This window comes from Rossellomorea sp. NPDC071047 (genome assembly GCF_050270195.1).
In the GTDB taxonomy this organism is placed as follows: Bacteria; Bacillota; Bacilli; order Bacillales; family Bacillaceae_B; genus Rossellomorea.
In genome coordinates this window covers 128,954-149,810 of record NZ_JBNNJT010000001.1, presented here as the reverse complement: position 1 = coordinate 149,810, position 20,857 = coordinate 128,954, and the positions used below count along the sequence as shown (strand labels likewise).

General features: G+C 43.1%; 19 protein-coding genes and 1 other annotated feature (1 of these 20 only partly in view). Of the genes, 3 read left to right on the top strand and 16 right to left on the bottom strand.

Annotated elements, in window-relative coordinates:
* Window positions 1–181 (bottom strand) — a binding site (T-box leader); it reaches 49 nt to the left of the window's first position.
* Window positions 182–251: 70 nt separating this feature from the next.
* Window positions 252–434, bottom strand: a complete 183-nt coding sequence (locus ACQKFO_RS00710) for an RNA polymerase subunit sigma-70 (protein ID WP_397540966.1) — start codon at window positions 432–434, stop codon at window positions 252–254.
* 194 nt (window positions 435–628) lie between these two features.
* On the opposite strand from ACQKFO_RS00710, the gene ACQKFO_RS00705 reads away from it, so the two are divergent.
* A complete protein-coding gene (locus ACQKFO_RS00705) occupies window positions 629–2,371 on the top strand; it encodes an SH3 domain-containing protein (protein WP_427596449.1) in 1,743 nt (580 codons plus the stop codon).
* A gap of 61 nt (window positions 2,372–2,432) precedes the next feature.
* Here ACQKFO_RS00705 and dtd read toward each other — a convergent pair whose 3' ends face one another.
* The 8 genes from dtd to ACQKFO_RS00665 all read right to left on the bottom strand — a co-directional run bounded on the left by dtd (window position 2,433) and on the right by ACQKFO_RS00665 (window position 12,447).
* Window positions 2,433–2,873 carry a D-aminoacyl-tRNA deacylase gene (dtd, locus tag ACQKFO_RS00700; protein WP_427596448.1) on the bottom strand — a complete coding sequence of 147 codons (441 nt, stop codon included), beginning with the start codon at window positions 2,871–2,873 and terminating at the stop codon, window positions 2,433–2,435.
* A gap of 13 nt (window positions 2,874–2,886) precedes the next feature.
* Window positions 2,887–5,076, bottom strand: coding sequence for a RelA/SpoT family protein (locus ACQKFO_RS00695; RefSeq protein ID WP_427596447.1), 2,190 nt, complete (start codon window positions 5,074–5,076; stop codon window positions 2,887–2,889).
* A gap of 288 nt (window positions 5,077–5,364) precedes the next feature.
* A complete protein-coding gene (locus tag ACQKFO_RS00690; protein ID WP_427596446.1) occupies window positions 5,365–5,877 on the bottom strand; it encodes an adenine phosphoribosyltransferase in 513 nt (170 codons plus the stop codon).
* Window positions 5,868–8,231: a single-stranded-DNA-specific exonuclease RecJ gene (gene recJ / locus ACQKFO_RS00685; RefSeq protein WP_427596445.1), complete on the bottom strand. Its 2,364-nt coding sequence runs from the start codon at window positions 8,229–8,231 to the stop codon at window positions 5,868–5,870. Before recJ ends, ACQKFO_RS00690 begins: the two co-directional genes overlap by 10 nt.
* Before the next feature lie 121 nt (window positions 8,232–8,352).
* Window positions 8,353–8,688: a LapA family protein gene (locus ACQKFO_RS00680; protein WP_149156362.1), complete on the bottom strand. Its 336-nt coding sequence runs from the start codon at window positions 8,686–8,688 to the stop codon at window positions 8,353–8,355.
* 13 nt (window positions 8,689–8,701) lie between these two features.
* Entirely contained in the window at window positions 8,702–9,586 is an 885-nt protein-coding gene (locus tag ACQKFO_RS00675; protein ID WP_427597745.1) for a cation diffusion facilitator family transporter, read from the bottom strand.
* A 145-nt stretch (window positions 9,587–9,731) separates the two neighbouring features.
* Window positions 9,732–11,996, bottom strand: a complete 2,265-nt coding sequence (gene secDF / locus ACQKFO_RS00670) for a protein translocase subunit SecDF (RefSeq protein WP_427596444.1) — start codon at window positions 11,994–11,996, stop codon at window positions 9,732–9,734.
* A 130-nt stretch (window positions 11,997–12,126) separates the two neighbouring features.
* Complete coding sequence (locus tag ACQKFO_RS00665) at window positions 12,127–12,447, bottom strand: post-transcriptional regulator (RefSeq protein WP_149156359.1); 321 nt, start codon at window positions 12,445–12,447, stop codon at window positions 12,127–12,129.
* A gap of 125 nt (window positions 12,448–12,572) precedes the next feature.
* Between ACQKFO_RS00665 and spoVB the strand changes: the two genes are divergently transcribed.
* On the top strand, window positions 12,573–14,123 hold the full coding sequence (spoVB, locus tag ACQKFO_RS00660; RefSeq protein ID WP_427596443.1) for a stage V sporulation protein B: 1,551 nt from the start codon (window positions 12,573–12,575) through the stop codon (window positions 14,121–14,123).
* A gap of 338 nt (window positions 14,124–14,461) precedes the next feature.
* On the opposite strand, the gene ACQKFO_RS00655 is transcribed toward spoVB, so the two are convergent.
* Both ACQKFO_RS00655 and ACQKFO_RS00650 read right to left on the bottom strand, forming a co-directional pair.
* Window positions 14,462–15,112 (bottom strand): DUF421 domain-containing protein, encoded by a 651-nt coding sequence (locus tag ACQKFO_RS00655; RefSeq protein ID WP_427596442.1) that lies wholly within the window; start codon window positions 15,110–15,112, stop codon window positions 14,462–14,464.
* A gap of 68 nt (window positions 15,113–15,180) precedes the next feature.
* Window positions 15,181–16,476: an ArsB/NhaD family transporter gene (locus tag ACQKFO_RS00650; protein ID WP_427596441.1), complete on the bottom strand. Its 1,296-nt coding sequence runs from the start codon at window positions 16,474–16,476 to the stop codon at window positions 15,181–15,183.
* A 162-nt stretch (window positions 16,477–16,638) separates the two neighbouring features.
* On the opposite strand from ACQKFO_RS00650, the gene ACQKFO_RS00645 reads away from it, so the two are divergent.
* Window positions 16,639–17,010, top strand: a complete 372-nt coding sequence (locus tag ACQKFO_RS00645) for a TIGR04086 family membrane protein (protein ID WP_427596440.1) — start codon at window positions 16,639–16,641, stop codon at window positions 17,008–17,010.
* 69 nt (window positions 17,011–17,079) lie between these two features.
* Here ACQKFO_RS00645 and yajC read toward each other — a convergent pair whose 3' ends face one another.
* Genes yajC through ruvB form a run of 5 tightly spaced genes read right to left on the bottom strand, consistent with a single transcriptional unit; the run spans window position 17,080 to window position 20,857 of the window.
* Window positions 17,080–17,352 (bottom strand): preprotein translocase subunit YajC, encoded by a 273-nt coding sequence (yajC, locus tag ACQKFO_RS00640; protein WP_148969794.1) that lies wholly within the window; start codon window positions 17,350–17,352, stop codon window positions 17,080–17,082.
* Between the two features lie 41 nt (window positions 17,353–17,393).
* On the bottom strand, window positions 17,394–18,560 hold the full coding sequence (gene tgt / locus ACQKFO_RS00635) for a tRNA guanosine(34) transglycosylase Tgt (protein ID WP_427596439.1): 1,167 nt from the start codon (window positions 18,558–18,560) through the stop codon (window positions 17,394–17,396).
* A gap of 27 nt (window positions 18,561–18,587) precedes the next feature.
* A complete protein-coding gene (gene queA / locus ACQKFO_RS00630) occupies window positions 18,588–19,613 on the bottom strand; it encodes a tRNA preQ1(34) S-adenosylmethionine ribosyltransferase-isomerase QueA (protein WP_427596438.1) in 1,026 nt (341 codons plus the stop codon).
* A 39-nt stretch (window positions 19,614–19,652) separates the two neighbouring features.
* On the bottom strand, window positions 19,653–19,859 hold the full coding sequence (locus ACQKFO_RS00625) for a DUF2905 domain-containing protein (RefSeq protein WP_113971485.1): 207 nt from the start codon (window positions 19,857–19,859) through the stop codon (window positions 19,653–19,655).
* Entirely contained in the window at window positions 19,856–20,857 is a 1,002-nt protein-coding gene (gene ruvB, locus ACQKFO_RS00620; protein WP_427596437.1) for a Holliday junction branch migration DNA helicase RuvB, read from the bottom strand. Before ruvB ends, ACQKFO_RS00625 begins: the two co-directional genes overlap by 4 nt.

Here is a 20,857-nt window from a genome sequence, read left to right as displayed (position 1 = left end):
ATCAAGACCTCCACTTAGCCAGTTAACGCCTGGTACGTTCATCTCCTACTAAAGAATCTTTTTCAGAGAGAAACCTCCTGAGTGTTCATTCACTAAGTCACATTGTAGAAATGCTCTCAGCCAAGGCATTTCCTCTCTTTACACGTGGGTGTCAGCTACTATGCTCGATCAACGGTTTTTGTAAATGTTATTTTATTTCTATAATGATACGGATGCCGTTAGTTCATGTCAAGAGGTTAAAGAAAATTTCGTTACGATCTTTCCATTTTCTTTTTCAGTAGCTTAACTTCTTTCAATGATAACCCGAACTCGGAAGCAAGTTCCACGTTTAAGGCATCTTTCTCTCGTTCTAGAAACTGGTGAAAATCCACACCGAACAGCTGGTTATCACCATTTGCATTCATAAACCCTTTTTCACTTGACCTCAATTCCATCATCCTTTCAAAACAATCCTTTACTCTATCATTTCCAATTACCTATTTTTATTTCGTTTTAGAGGAATTTAATTTTTTTTATCGTATTAAAACCATAAGGGATTTTTTTGATATATCGCCGGAATTTTGATCAATATCTACGTGAAAAGATCCGATATTACTATTGGCGTTTGTATTTTAAACAGGAGGTGAAGATGATTAAGAAATTAATTGCAACGATACTGATTGTGCTCATGATCATTCCTTTTCAGTCACTCGAAGCTGATCATGCACATGCAGAAACAGGCACGGCCACGATCAGTGTTTCGACTCTGAATGTCCGTACGGGGCCAGGACTCAGTTACCCGGTTCTGACGAAGGTACATAGAGGGGAAGAGTACAGTATAGTAGACACACAAAATGAATGGTATAAGGTCAAGACCGGTAGTGGAGAGGGCTGGGTGGCTGAGTGGCTTATCTCGGTAGAATCTGCCGCTTCCGATGTTTCTCCCAAACAGGAAGCACGGGTGAACACCGACGGGTTACGCGTCAGAAAAGGGCCCGGCACCTCTGAAGGAATCGTGACGGTTTTAAACACGGGTGATAGAGTATCCGTTTCCGACGAAGAAGGTGACTGGCTGTTCATCGAATCGGGAAATGACAGCGGCTGGGTACATGAGGAATACGTGTCGAAAAACGACACAACTTCTTCCCCATCGAAAAAGAGTGAGAATAAACAAGGGATCATCACCGACAACTCCCTTAATGTACGAACCTCCCCTTCTCTTCAAAGTTCCGTCCTGGGAGTATTGAACAAGGGAGATCACGTAGAGGTAACAGGAAGTGTCAGCGGGTGGTACGAGATTCAATTCGGAAGCGACAAGGCATGGGTGAACGATGCATATGTAGAATTCTCTACGGGCGCTAATGAAGATGAGCCCTCCCCCTCGTCCTCAGATCTTATTGGAATCATTACGGTTCACGGTTTAAATGTCCGTGATGAAACCTCTTTAAACGGGAGCGTGGTTGGAAAGGTCTCTAAAGGGGAGAAATATACCTTATTAAAAAAGAAAAACAATTGGTATCAGATTAAGCTCTCAAATGGAGAAAAAGGCTGGATTGCCGGTTGGTATGTCCAAAAAACCGTTACTGCCTCCGCCCATGAGAGTGAACCATCTTCAGAAAATGAAAACGTCACAGTCCTATATAATGGTACCAACATCAGAAGTGAAGCAAACGCCCGGGCAAGCGTCATCGAACGGGGCTCCAGTGGTGACACCTTCCCCGTCATCAGCAAAAACGGGGATTGGTATGAAATTGAATTAGAGGACGGCAGTGCAGGTTTCGTTGCCGGCTGGGTGGTGTCCATCCGATCCAGCACCGGGGAAAACACCACTCCTTCACGCAAGCGGAGCGGCGGCTTACAAGATAAAGTCGTGGTGATTGATCCCGGACATGGAGGCAGAGACAGTGGAACGACCGGAGCAAGTGGGACATTGGAAAAGCTCCTTACCATGAGAACCGGAGAACTCCTTGCCGAAAAGCTAAAGAGCGCTGGAGCCAAAGTGGTCTTAACAAGGAAAAACGATGAATATCTTTCATTACCATCAAGGGTATCATTATCTCATTATTATCAGGCTGATGCCTTTATCAGCCTACATTTTGACAGCATTCTTGATTCATCTATCGTCGGCCATACTACCTACTATTATCAAAACCAACAGAAAGAACTTGCAGATGATATTCATGGGAGCCTGGCAGATCGATTACCGACGAAAGACCGCGGAGTACGAGTAGGAGATTATCACGTTGTACGTGAAAACAATCAGCCGGCTGTTCTTTTGGAGCTGGGATTCTTAAGTAACCCGGCAGAGGAAGCCAATGTCAACACACAATATTTCCAAGACCTGGCGGCTACGGCTATCTATCATGGATTAGGGGATTATTTTTCCGACTGATGCTGCGATCTGAATAAAAATAAGAAAAGCTGATCCTGATTATTTGCAGGATCAGCTTTTCTTATTTACTTTCTATTATTAACGTAACAGGACCATCATTTGTTAATTTCACGTCCATCATAGCTCCAAATACGCCCGTTTCCACTTTAATACCTTTTTCTTTTAATACTTTATTAAAGTGGTCATAAACAGACTCCGCGTGATCTGGCCTCGCTGCATTCATGAAGTTTGGCCTTCTTCCCTTACGGCAGTCCCCGTAAAGAGTGAATTGAGAGATGGAGAGAATCTCGCCTTCTACATCCAGCAAGGAATGATTCATCTTCCCCTCTTCATCTTCAAAAATACGCAAATTCACTACTTTGTCTGCAACATAACGAGCATCTTCTTCCGTATCTTCATGGGTGATCCCTACAAGTAATACAGCACCTGAATGAATGGCTCCCTTTACTTCTCCATCAACAGTGACGGAGGCTTCTTTACTTCTTTGCAGTACAACCTTCATAAAGAAATCTCCTTTAGTTCATGATTCTTCTTACAGCGTAAATATCAGAAATTTGTTTAATTCTTTCCACGACTTTGTGCAAATGGGAAATATTGTGAATCGAAATGGACATATTGATGGTTGCCACTTTGTTTCGATCGGATTTGCCACTTACAGCCGATATATTCGTCTTCGTCTCGTTTACCGCCTGAAGAACTTCATTCAAAAGGCCTCTTCGATCGTAACCGGAAATTTCAATATCCACATTGTATTCTTTCCGGTCATTCCTATCACTTTCCCATGACACTGGAATGAGGCGCTGCTCTACTTCATCCGCCATTACGTTTGTACAATCAGCACGATGCACAGAAACCCCACGGCCTTTCGTGATAAACCCAACGATCTCATCCCCGGGAACAGGGCTGCAGCAACGGGATAAACGGATAAGAAGATTGTCAATCCCCTCTACCTGGACACCGGCATCTTTTTTACGTTTGACCGGTTGGGCATTCAATTCCTTCATCGTTTCTTCCAGGCTGTCTTCCTGTTCACGTTTTTTCCGGTCTCTCTCCGTTAAGCGGTTGGCGATTTGAGCCGCCGTAATCCCGTTATAGCCAACGGCTGCATACATATCTTCTTCGTTTGAAAAGTTAAACTTCTCAGATACACGTTTAATATTTTCAGGAGTAAGGATTTCTTTCACATCGAAATCTTGATTCTTGATTTCTTTTTCTACTAAATCCCGGCCTTTTTCAATATTTTCTTCTCTTCGCTGTTTTTTGAAGAATTGCTTGATCTTATTCTTCGCTTGGGATGTTTGCGCAAGCTTCAACCAGTCCTGACTGGGGCCGTAAGAATGCTTGGACGTGAGAATTTCAATGATATCCCCCGTTTTCAACTTATAGTCAAGAGTGACCATCTTACCATTTACCTTGGCACCGATCGTTTTGTTACCGATTTCTGAGTGTATACGATAAGAAAAGTCAATCGGAACAGATCCTGATGGGAGTTCCAGTACATCTCCTTTAGGTGTGAACACAAAGACCATATCTGAGAAGAGATCAATCTTAAGAGACTCCATGAACTCTTCCGCATTGGCGGACTCGTTCTGGAACTCCAATATTTCCCTGAACCATGAAAGCTTCTTCTCGAAGGAAACTGTTTCGTCCGCTTCTTTACCTTCTTTATATGCCCAGTGTGCCGCCACACCGTACTCAGCGATTTGGTGCATTTCAAGCGTTCTGATTTGCACTTCAAGAGGATCGCCTTTAGGACCGATGACCGTTGTATGAAGTGATTGATACATATTCGGCTTCGGCATGGCAATATAATCCTTGAACCTGCCGGGCATTGGCTTCCAGCACGTATGGACGATTCCTAATACAGCGTAACAATCCTTGATGCTGTCAACTACGACACGGACGGCGAGCAAATCGTAAATTTCATTGAATTGTTTATTTTGAAGAGCCATTTTGCGATAAATGCTGTAAATATGTTTAGGACGGCCAGAGATTTCAGCTGTAATTTTCACATCCCCCAGCTTATCCTTAACCTCATTTACAACATCATCTAAATACTCTTCACGCTCCGCACGTTTTTTCTTCATTAGGTTGACAATACGATAATATTGTTGAGGATTTAAATATCGGAGCGATGTATCCTCTAATTCCCACTTAATCTTCGATATCCCTAAACGATGTGCCAAAGGAGCAAAGATTTCCAGTGTTTCATTTGCAATTCTTCGCTGCTTCTCCTGTGGCAGATGTTTCAACGTTCTCATATTATGCAGACGGTCTGCCAATTTAATCAGAATGACACGGATATCCTGAGCCATCGCCACAAACATTTTCCGGTGATTTTCAGCCTGCTGCTCTTCCTGTGACTTGTATTTAATCTTTCCAAGCTTTGTGACCCCATCTACAAGCATGGCCACTTCGGCATTGAATGCTTCTTCAATTTCTCCAAGAGAAACACCCGTATCCTCCACTACATCATGAAGAAAACCGGCAGCGACGGTTGCCGGATCCATTTCCAGATCCGCAAGTATTCCCGCTACCTGGATGGGATGAATGATATAGGGTTCACCAGATTTACGGTACTGCTCACTATGAGCATCCCTTGCATACTCATAGGCTTTCTGGACCATCCCTACATGCTCGTCGTTTAAGTATTCTCTTGTTTTATCAATAACCTGTTCAGGGGTTAGTACTTGATCTTTAGCCATGATCAAAATCACCTTTGTATTTTATTATATTTCACTAGTGTTCGATTTTAATGATTGTTACTATTATCAAAAAAAAATAGGGTTATGTAAAGGGGTTAGTGTAAAATTCTCAGATAACATCTATTTTCGTCGATAATTGTCGATGAAAAAATCCGCATTACCCACATCCACCATAGATTTGACCCTTCCAAATAAAAAATAAGGGCTGACATTCAAAACCAGATGTCAGTCCCTTAAGTTAACAGTATATCACATAGTATATACGTGTATTAGAATTGATAAACAATATTAGTATTGCATTAATGTAAGAATATCATAGTTGTCAAGCTTGTCGCGTCCATCAAGGTACGTTAATTCAATTAAGAATGCAGTCCCAGCCACAATTCCACCTAATTCTTCTACAAGCTTGATGGTCGCTTCGATCGTGCCACCCGTTGCAAGCAAGTCGTCCGTGATCAGAACCCGTTGTCCAGGCTTGATTGCATCTTTATGAATCGTCAGAGCGTCTTTACCGTACTCTAATCCGTATTCTTTTTGAATGGTTTCACGCGGTAACTTACCAGGTTTACGTACAGGGGCAAAACCCACTCCCAAGGCATACGCCACTGGGCACCCAATGATGAACCCTCGTGCTTCCGGTCCCACAACCAAGTCGATTTGTTTCTCTTTTGCATACTCTACGATTTGATCTGTCGCGTATCTATATGCATCACCATTGTCCATTAATGTAGTGATGTCTTTAAACCTGATTCCTTCTTTAGGCCAATCCTCAACGATCGTAACATATTGTTTTAAGTCCATGCTTTTACTTCCTCCTCAATTGTAACAGACTCTTCTATCCTTTCATTAAACCAAGTCTTCAACTCTTGATAGGAAGAATATAACAATTCGTTTTCAAGCTCGTATTGTTGTTGTTTCTTCTGATATGTTAGAGATTCAGAAAGATCTTTCTTGGTTTTCTCAGGATTGAGAGAAATAAATCCATTCACTATTGTAACAAACTTCAAATCAAAAAACACCTGTGACATGAAATCTATTGTTTCTTTTGACCAGCCTTTGTATTTAGCCAGGTCATCACCGTGTTTATTTAAATCAAATGATCCACGCTTTGTTAGAAATCCATAGTACCATTTGAAATGCTCACGCGTTGGCATCGTACTGAAAAAATGATCTTCATCCTGGAAGAAATGGGCATAGATCCGGTGAGGTTGACCTTTCTTCAAGAGCTCTTCAAGTATTGGTTTGGAAGTAGGCAGATCCAGAAGAACCAGGCTAGCCTTATCGGTTGCAAGTCCTTCAAGTGAAGAACCATCCTCAAGTAGCATCACATCATCTTTTTCCAAATTCATCTTTTCTAAAGTAGCCGGATTAAAACAAATAATTATTTTATTTTCATGGGGAATTAGCCCATTCCATTTATGCACTTGCTTGATCCCGCGAACGTCAAATAATTGCCAATGCTCAATTTTCACATCTTGTAAAAACACCTGAGGCTTCTTGCGATTATTCCATTCATTGATCGATAATTCACCTATAACAGAGGCATTCGAAAATGGCGTCATATGATCGGCCAGTTCTCCCAATCCAAAACCTACACCGTCCAATTGTACGCCCTTATCTTCTAAGACCAGCTTCAGATGATTTTGTGCAGACCCGATTTTTTTATAGTGTTCGATGCTTACATTGTCTATGATCCACTTCGGTTTTGGATTATGCATCCCAAAAGGGGCAAGAAGCTGAAGCTTTTCTATCGACTCTACTGAGATTTCTTCCACCGTAACAGAAGCATCAAGCTGTGTGACTGGTATAAAGTCATCTTCCGTTAATTCAGTCGAAGCCAACTCATTTAATCGGTTCCTGAACTGGGCTACATCGTCTAACTGTAAGGTCATACCTGCAGCCATCGGATGTCCTCCAAAATGCGGAAGGATATCACGGCAGGTTGATAAATTCTTGAACAAATCAAACCCTGCGATACTTCTTGCCGATCCCTTTGCGGTTCCTTTTTCAGAGTCAAAGCTGAGCACGATGGTCGGACGGTAAAACCTGTCGACTAAGCGTGAAGCTACAATGCCGACTACTCCAGGATTCCAGCCTTCTTTCCCGATTACAAGTACAGAGTTATCCTCCAGGGGAAAATCATTCTCCACCATCTCAACCGCTTCTTCGGTCATTTGAGACACGATCGCCTGTCTTTCTTTATTCAAGCGGTCAATTTCTTCAGCCAGAGCCTTTGCTTCCTCGGCATCTTCTGTAAGCATAAGATCGACGGCAGGGTCTGCATCCCCTAACCGGCCGACTGCATTTATACGGGGAGCAATCATGAATCCAATGGATTCTTCCGAGATTTCCTGTTGTTGAGCATTTGCAATCCTGCATAATGCTTTGATTCCCAATCGGCTTGAAACCCGTAGTTGCGCAATCCCACGCTTGGCCAGAAGGCGATTCTCCCCTCTTAATGGTACTAAATCAGCGATGGTCCCAATCGCAGCAAGATCAAGCAGGTGGACAGGCAGTTCCCCGTAAAGAGCATGAGCCAGTTTGAATGCCACCCCTACTCCTGCCAGTTCTCCAAACGGATAGGTGGTACCCTCGACTTTTGGATGAATCAAGGCAAAAGCCGGAGGTAATTCCGGTCCGGGTTCATGGTGATCAGTAATGACCAAATCGATTTCCAGTTCTTTTGCCAATTTTGCTTCATTCACAGCGGATATTCCCGTATCGACTGTTATGATGAGCGTGAATTCCTCTTCCTTTGCCCAGCGAAAGGCATCTTCATTCGGGCCATATCCTTCGCTGAACCGGTTAGGGATATAGAATTCGACATCTGCACCCAAGTCCCTTAACACTGTCATCAATACGGACGTACTACTTACACCATCAGCGTCGTAATCACCATAAACAAGAATCCTTTCCCCATTTTCAATGGCTTTATGGATTCTTTCCGTTGCTTTTTTCATATCTTCAAAAAGAAATGGGTCGTGAAATGAATCACCTGTATCAAATAAAAAATTCCGGGCTTCTTCTACATCGTCCAAGTCCCGGTTGATTAATAGTTTCGCCACAAGCGAAGGTACTTTTAATTCATTTGCCAGTTCTGATATTTTATGTTGGTCTGATTCTTTCATCATCCAACGTGTTTTTGAGTTTAACATACGTTCACCCCTCAGCCTTACTCATTATACAAAAAGGAGGGTGTGGTTTCAATCTTAATAGAAGGAGGGTTTTTTTCTTATTCAATAAAAAAACAGCCTGGTGGCTAAACCACCAAGCTGTTTACTCTCCCGTTTCTCCTACTGAGCCGGGAGCACTCTTTTTCAAAGGGACTTTTTCGGCCTTTTCTTTATGCATTCCTTCAGCTTGTTCTTTTAACAGTAAATTTTCTTTCTCTAAAGCCTTTACTTTTCGTTGGACGACGAATAATCGAAACAGTCCAACCGACCCGATAATGATTCCGCCCATGAATACAGATCCAAGTATGACTAATATAAGAGGCCAATCAGCTTCACCAAAGAAATAATTGACGGTGACAGGGTCTACATTGATGACAGCGAAAACGGAAACGACCAATGCAAAGAAAATACCTAATAATAACGTCCACTGAAATTTCATCGGATTCCCCTCCTTATGATAAGTCTATTTGTTCATCCCTTTCTTCAGAAGCCGGATTGTACGGATTAATATGAATGAATACATCATTCACATTGGACTCCTCCAGAAGCTTCTTCTTTACCTGCTTCCCGACGCGATGACCATCCTCGACAGTCATATGCGGATCTACGCTGATTTTCAAATCAATGATGACGTAATGCCCATGTTCCCTGGCATGGAGTTCATTGATTTCCTTCACTTCGGGTACAGAGTCCACTATTTTACGGAAGGGTACGATATCCTCCTCGTGCATGACGTGATCCAGCGTATTATGTATGGATTCCGCTCCCAAGTGCCAAGCCATCCTGAGGACAAGGAGTGAAACAAAGATACCGGCTACCGGATCGGCGTATACAAGAAAATCAATATCGAATTTCCCTCCGAGGATGGATGCGGAAATCCCGACAAGTGCGGCAATGGATGAAAAGACATCTGATCGATGCTCATATGCATTGACGATCAAAGCATCACTCTTTATTCTTTTACCCAATCGATATTTATATTGAAACATTGCTTCCTTCACAATAATGGAAAAGATGACGGCATAGATAGCAATTGCTGTCGGAGGTGTTAGAGGATGAAAGAAAGATTCTATGGACGATTTTCCAATCTCAATCCCGACTAAGAACAATAAGACGGCCACAATGATCGCTGCTATGGACTCGGCCTTCCCGTGCCCATAAGGATGATCCTGATCAGGAGGCTGCTTAGCTGCACGTAATCCGATATAGACGGCGAGTGACCCTGCAACATCCGAGGCAGAGTGAACGGCATCTGCAATCAACGCTCTACTATTCCCTAATATACCGGCTCCCCACTTAATAACCGCCAGTACAATATTCCCTACAACACCAATCATTGCAGCTATTTCAGCTTTCCTAAAACGGTCTTCATGATTCAAGCGGTGTCGCCTCCTTTCAACTATTAGTATTGTAACCCAATACCGAAAAAAAACAAAAAAAGACAGGTCCGGGGAGAAACTCTCCCCGGACCCATTCCTACTCTTATACTTGCGGTTCGTCTGACCACGTTTTCTTTTCTTTCACGGTTTTGATCGTACCTTTTTTCTTAAGTTCTTTCTTCTTCAACACAAGCCAAACTTGAGAGGCAATGAATACAGAAGAATACGTACCTGAAATCAACCCGACTAATAAAGCAATGGAGAAGTTACGGATGGACTCACTACCAAAGATCATGAGAGCAAGAACCGTAAACACTACCGTTAATACGGTATTCACTGAACGCCCCATCGTTTGTCTGATACTTTGGTTCACTACATCTTCAATATCTTTATCCGTTTTCAGCCTACGCTTCTTATGAAGATTTTCCCTTAGCCTGTCAAAGGTAACGATCGTATCATTTATCGAGTAACCTACAATGGTTAAGACCGCTGCGATAAATGTAAGATCTACTTCTAGTCTTGTTAAACTGAAGAAGGCAATGATAAAGAATGCATCATGCAGGAGTGCAAGGATAGCACCGGCTGCCATTCTCCATTCAAAGCGGAACGTCACATAGATGACAATTCCGATCGATGCGATCGCTACAGCGATCATTGCATTCTTAGCAAGCTCTTTCCCGATAACTGGTGATACGGTGCTGATGCTTGGTTCAGCTCCATACAATTCGTTAAATCGGTCCTTTAATGCTGCGATTTCATCTTTGTTTAAATCTTCCGTATAGCGAACGACGGCAATATTCCCATCGTCCCCTGAAATCACTACATCTTCAGAAGGCAATTTCATTTCTTTCAATTCGTCTTGAATTTCTTCTGTCTTTAAGCTTTGATCAGCAAGGATTTCCATACGTGAACCACTCACGAAGTCGATCCCCAAATTCAATCTGAAAATGGCCAGGATGATGATTCCCGCCGTGATCAGGATAGCTGATAATCCGAAGAATTTTTTGCGCTGTGCAGCAAAGTCAAAGCGATCGAAACGAGTTGGCAGATCCAGCGTATCGTAATTTTCCGCCAGGTCTTTGATTTCGTTTTTGTTCACGCCGAACCAGCCTGGTTTTTTATTAAAGAAACGGCTGTTTACCCACAGTCCCAGTAATAAACGCGAACCCCATACAGCAGTAACGAAGCTTGTCAGGATACTGACAATCAACATCGTTGCAAATCCTTTTACAGAGCTTGTTCCATATAAGAATAGTACCGTTGCTGCAAGGATCGTTGTGACGTTAGCATCCAATATCGTTAAGAACGAAGATTTATTACCCGCTTGGAAAGCTGAACGAATAGGCTTTCCAACGCGCATTTCTTCTTTGATCCGTTCATAGGTAATGATATTGGCATCGACGGCCATACCGACCCCAAGGATGAGGGCTGCAATTCCTGGAAGTGTCAGGACCCCATTCATTAAGTCGAAAATCAATAGAATTAAGTAAATATAAACAGAAAGTGTAATCGTAGCAATCAGACCCGGGAAACGGTAATATGCAATCATGAATAAGAAGATGATTGCAATCCCGATGATACCGGCAGTGACTGTTTTATCAAGTGCCTGTTGACCGAACTTTGCCCCGACTGAAGTGGAATATTTTTCATCCAGCTTTACAGGGAGTGCTCCTGCATTCAATAGGGAAGCAAGATTCTGGGCACGCTCAACGGTGAAATTCCCTTCAATGATGACTTCATCGGAGTTGATCGGCTGTCTTACAGCGGGATCTGACAAGAATTTCGGATCTTCTTTCCCGACTTCCGCTTGATAAGAATCTTTTCCTTCCTCGAAATCAAGCCAGATCACCAGCTGATTTTGAGGGGCCATTGCAGATATTTCCTTCGTCAATTCATAGAATTTTTCACGATCTTTTAATTTCAAGGAAACGATTGGATTGTTCTTGTCATCGAAGGTTTGCTTCGCAGAACCGGATGCAAGATCCGAGCCATCCAACCGGACTTTATCATTTACGTCGCGGAACGACAGGTTGGCTTGAGTGGACAAGATTTCTCTTGCTTCGTTTTGATCTTCCACTCCCGCTAATTGAACACGGATCCGGTTTCCATCTTCAATTTGAATATTAGGCTCACTGACACCCAATACGTTAATACGCTTGTCCAATGCATCTGCTGTATTGGACACCGTTTCTTTCGTAATTTCCTGACCCTTCTTAATCGGTTGAACTTCATAAAGAACTTCAAATCCGCCTTGCAGGTCCAAACCTAATTTAATGTTATCGACAATACTCTTCGTTGTTCCTCCCATAGTACCTGCAAGTAATACCACAAGTATAAAGAAGGCAATTATTCGGCCACGCTTTACCATTATGTATAGATCCTCCTTGCCGTTTTAAAAACCATACGAACTATGTGCTTCAAAAAGTAATATAATTCCTAAAAAATTCAGGCATTCTCATTATCTATGAGAACGAAAAAGGTGTCAATTTCTTTTCAGGCTATTTTCCGTGCTTATTAGGACGTAGAAGTTCGTTCAACTCATCTTCATTCACATCTGCGAACCAATTGGGGGACCTGTATGCTTCAATCGTTTCAAAACTCATATACTCCCCGGGTTTAACCGTTAACACATCGCTCACTAACTGAAAGAATTTCACATCCGTTTCGGGTTTCTTCCATTTCTTCTTCGTTAAGTAGGACCAAAGTCGGCCGACATCTGCTTTTCCATAGCCAAGAATTTCAAATTCTTCTACTTTGCTTATTAGTGCTGGTTCTAACGATTCATAGAAACGATCATAAGGATGCTGATTACTCTTCATTCCCCGTTCACCCCATCTGGGCTAAATATAGCCGGAATTGTTCACTACTTGTCATGCTTTGTCCACCCTTGTGCATATACATCATTGTATACGATAATACCAATTTTGAGAAGGCAGGGAATTTTATGTCAAAATTTCTTAAGGGCACTATGATCTTAATGATGGCAGCCTTTATTACTAGAATATTAGGGTTTGTTAACCGGATCGTCGTCGCAAGATTCATCGGTGAAGAAGGCGTCGGTCTTTTTATGATGGCTTTTCCGACCCTGATCCTTGTCATCACCATCACTCAAATGGGCCTTCCCGTAGCCATCTCAAAAAATGTGGCTGAAGCTGAATCCAAGGGAGATATCCGGAAGGTCAAAAAAATATTGGTGGTTTCCTTATCGATCACACTTGGGCTTTCCCTCATTTTCACTCCGGCTCTCATTCTGCTTGCCCCATACTTGACAGAAGCTTTATTTACTGATGATCGAATCTATTATCCTTTGGTTGCCATCGCTCCAATTATTCCGATTGTAGCAATTTCCTCTGTCATCCGAGGTTATTTCCAGGGAAGACAGAACATGAAGCCTTCTGCATATTCCCAGGTCATTGAGCAAGTGGTCCGGATTACGTTGATTGCCGTATTAACGAAAACCTTCCTTCCATATGGGATTGAATATGCAGCCGCTGCTGCCATGGTGGCGTCTGTATTAGGAGAACTCGCTTCTCTTCTTTATCTATTTGCCAGCTTTAAAATCAAGAAAAAATTCAAGATTAGACGAAATTTCTTCACCTCGATCCGAAACGGCCGTGAAACGTTTAATGAATTGATGAGTGTGGCCCTTCCTACAACCGGGAGTAGAATGATCGGGTCGATCGCCTGGTTTTTTGAACCGATAGTCGTTGTCAACAGCTTGGCCCTTGCTGGAGTGGCGGCCGGAATGGCAACGAAGCAGTATGGATCCCTTACAGGATATGCGCTGCCTCTCTTGTTCCTCCCGTCATTCATTACGCTCTCATTATCTCAGTCTCTTGTACCAGCCATTAGCGAAGCCAACTCTCAAAAAAACTTCACATTAATTGAGCACAGGCTTCAACAGGCGCTGAGATTCTGCTTGATTACGGGAGGCATATCCGTCGTCATCCTTTACGTCTATGCCAAGCCTCTCATGCAGGTGATGTACGGAAGCGAAAGTGGTGCTGGTTTCTTAATGATAATGGCCCCATTCTTTATATTTTATTACTATCAAGGGCCCCTGCAAGCTGTTCTCCAAGCTCTTAACCTTGCAAGAGCCGCAATGATCAACAGCCTGATAGGAGCCGTGGTAAAAACCGGGGTCATCTTCATTCTTGCCTCTCAACCCGCTTTTGGCATCAATGGGGCCGCTCTCGGGATTGTTACAGGATTCATGCTCGTCACCTTGCTTCATTTCATGACCATCCTTAAATATATTCCGATGACGATTTATTTAAGGGATTACTTAAAGACCGGCTTCGTACTGATTGCCACAGGATTATGGGCTCATTATTCGTATCTATACGTATTTAGCGGTGAAGGCCTGGTTTTCCGCTTATTGTTTGGAGTCATGTCTTCAACGATTGTATACCTTATCCTCTCCATCGTGCTTAAGCTTATCGTGAAAAACGACCTTGCACGCATTCCATTCATCCGCCGATTTATTACGGTATAATCATCACACGAGGCTGGGACATAACTAAAAAACTACCATATAAAGACGAACAATTTCAGTGTATGCTCTTAATATCGCTAATGATTTCCGTGCAAGACTACGCTTTCCGCGGGTAGCTCGTGAGCCTCCTCGGCAAGCCTGCGGGGTCTCACATAAGCTACTTTTCCCGCAGGAGTCTTCGTCTTGCACTCCAATCAACCGCTGGAAAGCGCTAAATCTAAATGTTCATTGGAACAAATAAAAATCCGAACTAATTTGCCTCTAAGAATGCAAATTAGTTCGGGTTTTACTTTTACTAAAACACTTTTGCCCCAGCCTCATGAACGTTAACGAATAGACTAATGATTTTTTTCATCAATATAAAATTGTCCATTTTGAAAGCTGCAAAATGAAATCTCCTGTATATTTTTAAAGCCCCTATCCCTCATTTCCTTCCGTAACCAGAAAACCGTTTTCCCGATCATATCCAGATGAGTGGTCTGGACCTCGCCATCTAATATCAACGGCAAAGTCATGGACTGGGACCCTTCCTCCTCTTCGTCTTTCTTTAATACCGATAATTTCCCTGAAGGTTCCAAGATTGCAAATTCCACATCTGCCAGATTGAAGATATCTTTTTCTCTTAATTGCAGGAGTAGATCATCATAGTTATACCTCTGTTTTCTCATCACCTTATCATCAATTTTCCCATTATGGATGATAACGGAGGGTTTACCATCCAACAGTTCACGAAACGGTTTGGACCTGAGGGAAAACCAGGCAAATACGATTTGGATCATCACAATGACCCCCATTGGAAGCAACGTGTGGATGATGGGGTCCTGAGGTTGTTCAATGGCCATGACAGCCATCTCGGCAATCATGATAAAGACCACTAAATCCAGTATGCTTAGTTCACCGATCTCTCTTTTTCCCATGATTCGAAAAATAAAGATGATCAAAAAATAAAGAAAAAGAGTGCGTATAATAATTAGGAAATATTCCTCCACTACTTTTCCCCCTCATACATTCGTCTTTTGTAGTATCGACAGATAGAGAAAATTAATGGGAGGAATAATTATCCACCTAAAAATGGCCGGATATATTTGAAATACACATAAATGGTTGAAACAGCGAGGGAAATCAACGTCACGGGAACACCAATAAGTAAATATTGATAAAACTTGATATGTACATTTTCTTTCGATGCCAGTCCTGCTATCACAAGATTTGATGAAGAACCAAGCAATGTACCATTCCCCCCTAAACACGCACCCAGAGCCAACGACCACCATAATGGATCCATATTGACCATACCGAATTCACCAAATTCCTGGATGACCGGAATCATGGCAGCTACAAATGGAATGTTATCTACAATGGCAGACAATATACCGGTTCCCCACAAAATGACGAATGCCGTTTTCTTCATATCTCCATCTGTCATCCGCAAAATTTCACGGGCGATTTCATCTATGAAGCCCGCTTCTTCGATCCCTCCCACAAGAAGGAATAAGCCCATAAAGAAAAACAGCGTCCCCCACTCCACCTCTTTTAATATCGATTCCGGGGGATAAATCTTTTCGAGAAGCAGCATCAACAGAACAGCCCCTGCGAGGGAGACGGTCGTCACATCGAGATGAAACATCGGATATAGGGAAAATCCGACCAACACCAGGCCAAGCACAAACAGGGACTGAAGGAGCCCCCTGTCTTTCTTTAAATACTCCTCTGCCTTAATTCCTTTTAGGAGTAACTTTCTGTCTTCCTTGACAAAGAGGACTTCTTTGTACAGGACACACATGATAAGTAAAGTAACGACGTAAACCATCAAAACGACGGGTAATAAATTTTCAATAAAGGCATTAAACGTAAAGTGTTTAACCGCCTGACCGATCATCATATTAGGCGGGTCTCCAATTAAAGTCGCCGTTCCGCCAATGTTACAAGCGAGGATTGTCATAATGAGAAATGGGATGGGAGGAAGTTCAAGCAGCTTCGTCAGTTTAAAAAGGATCGGTACTAATAACATGGCAATCGTTACGTTAGCCAAAAAGGCAGAGCCTACCGCAGCCAATAAGGAAAAAAGGGTCAGAAGAGCCAGTCCATTTCCATTCACCCATTGTGCAAACCTGATGGCGATATACTCAAAGAACCCCGTTTTACTCGTCAACGTTACAATTAACATCATGGAAAAAAGCAGAGTGATGGTCTTCCAATCTATATACGTAAACAACGCCTTCTCAATGGGAAATGCCCCAATTAAAAGCATGGCGACACCGCCTGCCATGGCAGCGAGTACCCGGTTCCACTTCTCAGTCATCAGCAGGATGTATACCGAAACAAACACAATCAACACGATCATCGGAGACATGGTCACAGCCCCTCCTTCTCAAGGAAGTTTCATACTAGTCTATGAGGCTTGACCATGAAAAATTTCTAGTCTTTTTCACGGGATGGATGAATATGCTTGTACTATCACATGAATAAAATTTATTGAGTTAGAAGGGAGAGGACCATCATCGAGGCGAAAAAAATGGGAGGTGCCGTTCTATACGGGACAACAACCATATTTGTCATAGCGATTGTCGCAAGCTTATTATTCTCTTTGCTGCTTCGGTTTACGGAACTGACTGAGGGCTCCATCACATTATTTGTCACCATCATATCGTTTCTGTCTTTATTTGTTGGCGGATTTATGTCAGGTGGAAAAGGAAAGACAAAAGGATGGGTTCTGGGAGGATCAACAGGGCTCATTTACACCCTGGTCATCTTCTTATTTCAATACCTCGGGTATGATAGTCTGTTTTCAATGGAGCAGCTTATCTATCACGGTTGCTACATCCTCACAGCCATGATGGGAGGGATCCTCGGGGTGAATATGAGTGGTGGGAAAAGGGATAACTAGTTTCCGGACCAAATAAAAAAAGGGTACCTCCCAATGTGCCTTGGCACAATGATGAGGAACCCTTTTTTATTATACTTGATCTGCTCTCACTACTTCTCTGATCGCATTACGATCATATGTAAGACGGCTGCCGTCACCACATAGAATGACTACTTTTCCTTCTTCGATAGCATCGATCGCTCCATGCAATCCACCGATCGTGATGATTCTATCACCCTTCGCAAGCTCATTTTGCATTTTTGAAATGGCTTTTTGACGCTTTTGCTGAGGACGGATCAGTAAAAAGTAAAACAGAACGAACATTAATACTAAAGGTAAAATTGTTCCTAAACTTCCTCCCATTCTTTTCCCCTCCTTTCATCTATCTATTTATGGTTTAGCTTTTAGAAGTTTTTCGCATCAGGTCGGTTGAATCCGTATTGCTCGAAAAATTCTTCTCTAAAGTCTCCCAGACGATCTTCACGAATCGCTTGTCTGACTTGCTCCATTAATTTTAACAGAAAATGAAGATTATGATAAGTCGTAAGGCGAATTCCGAACGTTTCGTCACATTTAATTAAATGACGGATATACGCACGGCTATAATTTTTACATGTATAGCAATCGCAGTTCTCATCAATCGGTCTGAAATCCCTTGCGAATTTAGCGTTTTTCACAACAAGGCGGCCCTCGCTTGTCATAAGGGTACCATTACGGGCGATACGGGTTGGAAGCACACAATCGAACATGTCAATTCCGCGCATCGAACCATCGATCAGTGAATCCGGTGATCCAACCCCCATCAGGTATCGAGGTTTATCCGACGGAAGATGTGGCGTAGTGAAATCAAGTACTCGGTTCATGACGTCCTTCGGCTCGCCTACAGAAAGTCCACCTACAGCATAGCCTGGAAAATCCATGGATACAAGGTCACGGGCACTTTGCTTACGAAGCTCTTCGTACTCCCCACCTTGGACGATCCCGAATAACCCTTGATCCTGCGGTCGCTGGTGAGCTTCCAGACAGCGCTCTGCCCAACGTGTCGTACGCTCCACAGAACTCTTCATATATTCATATTCAGCTGGATACGGTGGACATTCATCGAAAGCCATCATGATATCAGAGCCCAATGCGTTCTGAATCTCCATCGCTTTCTCCGGACTGAGGAAGAGCTTATCCCCATTCAGATGATGACGAAAATGGACTCCTTCCTCTTCAATCTGACGAAGCTTACTCAAACTGAACACTTGGAAACCGCCTGAATCGGTAAGGATGGCACGGTCCCAGTTCATAAATTTATGAAGGCCCCCGGCTTCCCTGATGATTTCATGGCCCGGACGTAACCATAGATGATAGGTATTACTAAGAATGATGCCGGATTCCATGGATTTCAAATCCTCCGGTGACATGGTTTTCACAGTGGCCATGGTTCCTACGGGCATGAAGGCCGGCGTTTCGAATGAACCGTGTGGCGTATGAACGCGGCCCAGTCTTGCACCGGTTTGTTTACATGTTTTAATCAATTCATATTTTATTGCAGTCAACGTGTGAAATCTCCTTCCACTTTCCATAAAGGGGTAAATAGTTTGTTTAGCGCATTACTTAATAAACATTGCATCTCCAAAGCTGAAGAAGCGATATTGTTCTTTGACGGCCGTTTCATAGGCATGCATTACGTTTTCCTGCCCCGCAAAGGCACTGACCAGCATGATCAGGGTCGATTTCGGTAAATGAAAATTCGTGATCAGCCCATCGATTCCTTTAAACTCATAGCCTGGATAAATAAAAATATTGGTCCATCCATTTTCTTCTACAAAGGTTCCGTGTTTTGATGCAATGGTCTCAAGAGTACGTGTTGACGTTGTTCCGACCGTTATGATACGGCCTCCCTTTGCTTTCACATCGTTCAAAAGACGGGCCGTTCCTTCAGAAACCTGATAGAACTCAGCATGCATATCATGTTCCTCGATCGTATCGACGGAAACCGGTCTGAACGTACCCAGACCAACATGAAGGGTAATAAACGCAATATGTACACCCTTTGCTTTTAGTTCTTCCAGCAGTTCTTCCGTAAAGTGAAGACCGGCAGTCGGAGCAGCCGCTGACCCTCTTTCCCTTGCAAATACGGTTTGGTAGCGGTCCTGTTCTTCCAACCGCTCGCGAATATATGGAGGCAGGGGCATTTCCCCCAGTTCATCAAGAACTTCGTAGAAGATCCCTTCATAATGGAATTCAAGTATCCTTCCCCCATGCTCTTTTAAACCAACACAGGTTGCTTTTAACTTTCCGTTTCCAAAGACGATCTCCGTGCCTACGCGTATTCGTTTGGCAGGCTTTACAAGCGTCTCCCACTGATCTCCATCCTCTTGTTTCAAAAGAAGCACTTCAATATTGGCACCCGTATCTTCTTTTTGTCCAAAAAGACGTGCCGGTAGTACTCTTGTGTCATTTAAAACGAGACAATCCCCTTCGTGAAGAAAATCAACGATATTTTTAAAATGGAGATGATCCATGGATCCATCCTTTTTATCCAACACCATCAGTTTACTCTCGGAACGATTCTCCAGGGGAGTTTGGGCAATCAGTTCTTCCGGTAAATGAAAATCAAAATCTTCTACTTTCACAATTTGTCACCTAGCTTATTTAAATCTCACCCATGATTCCTATTTAAATCGCCCAATTAAATAAAAGACAACGGAAAGTATAACACTTAACAGAATAGAAGTCATAAGTGGAAAATAAAATGTTGTATTTTCTTTTTTAATCATAATGTCTCCAGGAAGCTTACCTATTTTGATAAATTGCATCAGGAATCCGATAATAAGAATGATTCCACCTATAATCATTAGTAGCTTAGGCAATCCCGTCAATTGTTTGGCACCTCCAGCTGGAAATGTTCATACACAAGATGTGTGACGATCCTCCCTCTTGGAGTCCGTTGGATAAACCCGATCTGCAAGAGGTACGGTTCGTATACATCTTCTATCGTGTGGGACTCTTCCCCGATACTCGCGGCGATTGTATCAAGTCCTACTGGCCCGCCTCTAAAGCGCTCGATTATGCCCTTCAGAAGCTTATGATCGATATGATCAAGGCCCAGCTTATCCACTTGAAGAAGCTCAAGGGCTTCCCTGGAAAGGTTGGTCGTAATATCCCCATTGCCCTTCACCTGAGCAAAATCCCTCACCCTGCGGAGTAACCGATTGGCGATACGCGGGGTTCCCCTCGACCTCTTGGCCAATTCTTCAGATGCACTTGCTTCGATCTTTGTATTTAAAATCGCGGCTGTCCGCTGAACAATTTCATTCAACTGTTCCTCATTATAATATTCCAAACGGCACAAAACTCCAAATCGGTCACGAAGAGGGGCTGATAATGCACCGGCTCGAGTCGTCGCTCCCACGAGTGTGAAAGGCGGAAGATCTAAACGAACAGACCGGGCACTCGGGCCATTCCCTATGACAATATCCAAACAGAAGTCTTCCATTGCCGGATAAAGAACCTCTTCGATGGCCCGTGGCAAACGATGGATTTCATCGATGAACAGCACATCACCGGGCTCCAGTGCCGTCAGGACGGCAGCTAAATCTCCCGGTCTCTCAATGGCAGGGCCGGATGTGGTGCGCAGGTTTACGCCCATTTCATTTGCAATGACAGCAGCGAGGGTTGTTTTCCCCAATCCCGGTGGCCCATAAAGAAGAACATGATCCAGTGTTTCCTGACGCATCTTTGCCGCTTCAATGAAAACCTCCAGGTTATGCTTTACTTTATCTTGCCCAATATATTGTTTTATTGTCTGAGGACGCAAGGAATATTCAAAGGAATCTTCATTTAACTCTGATTCGCCTGATACGATTCTTTCTTCCAT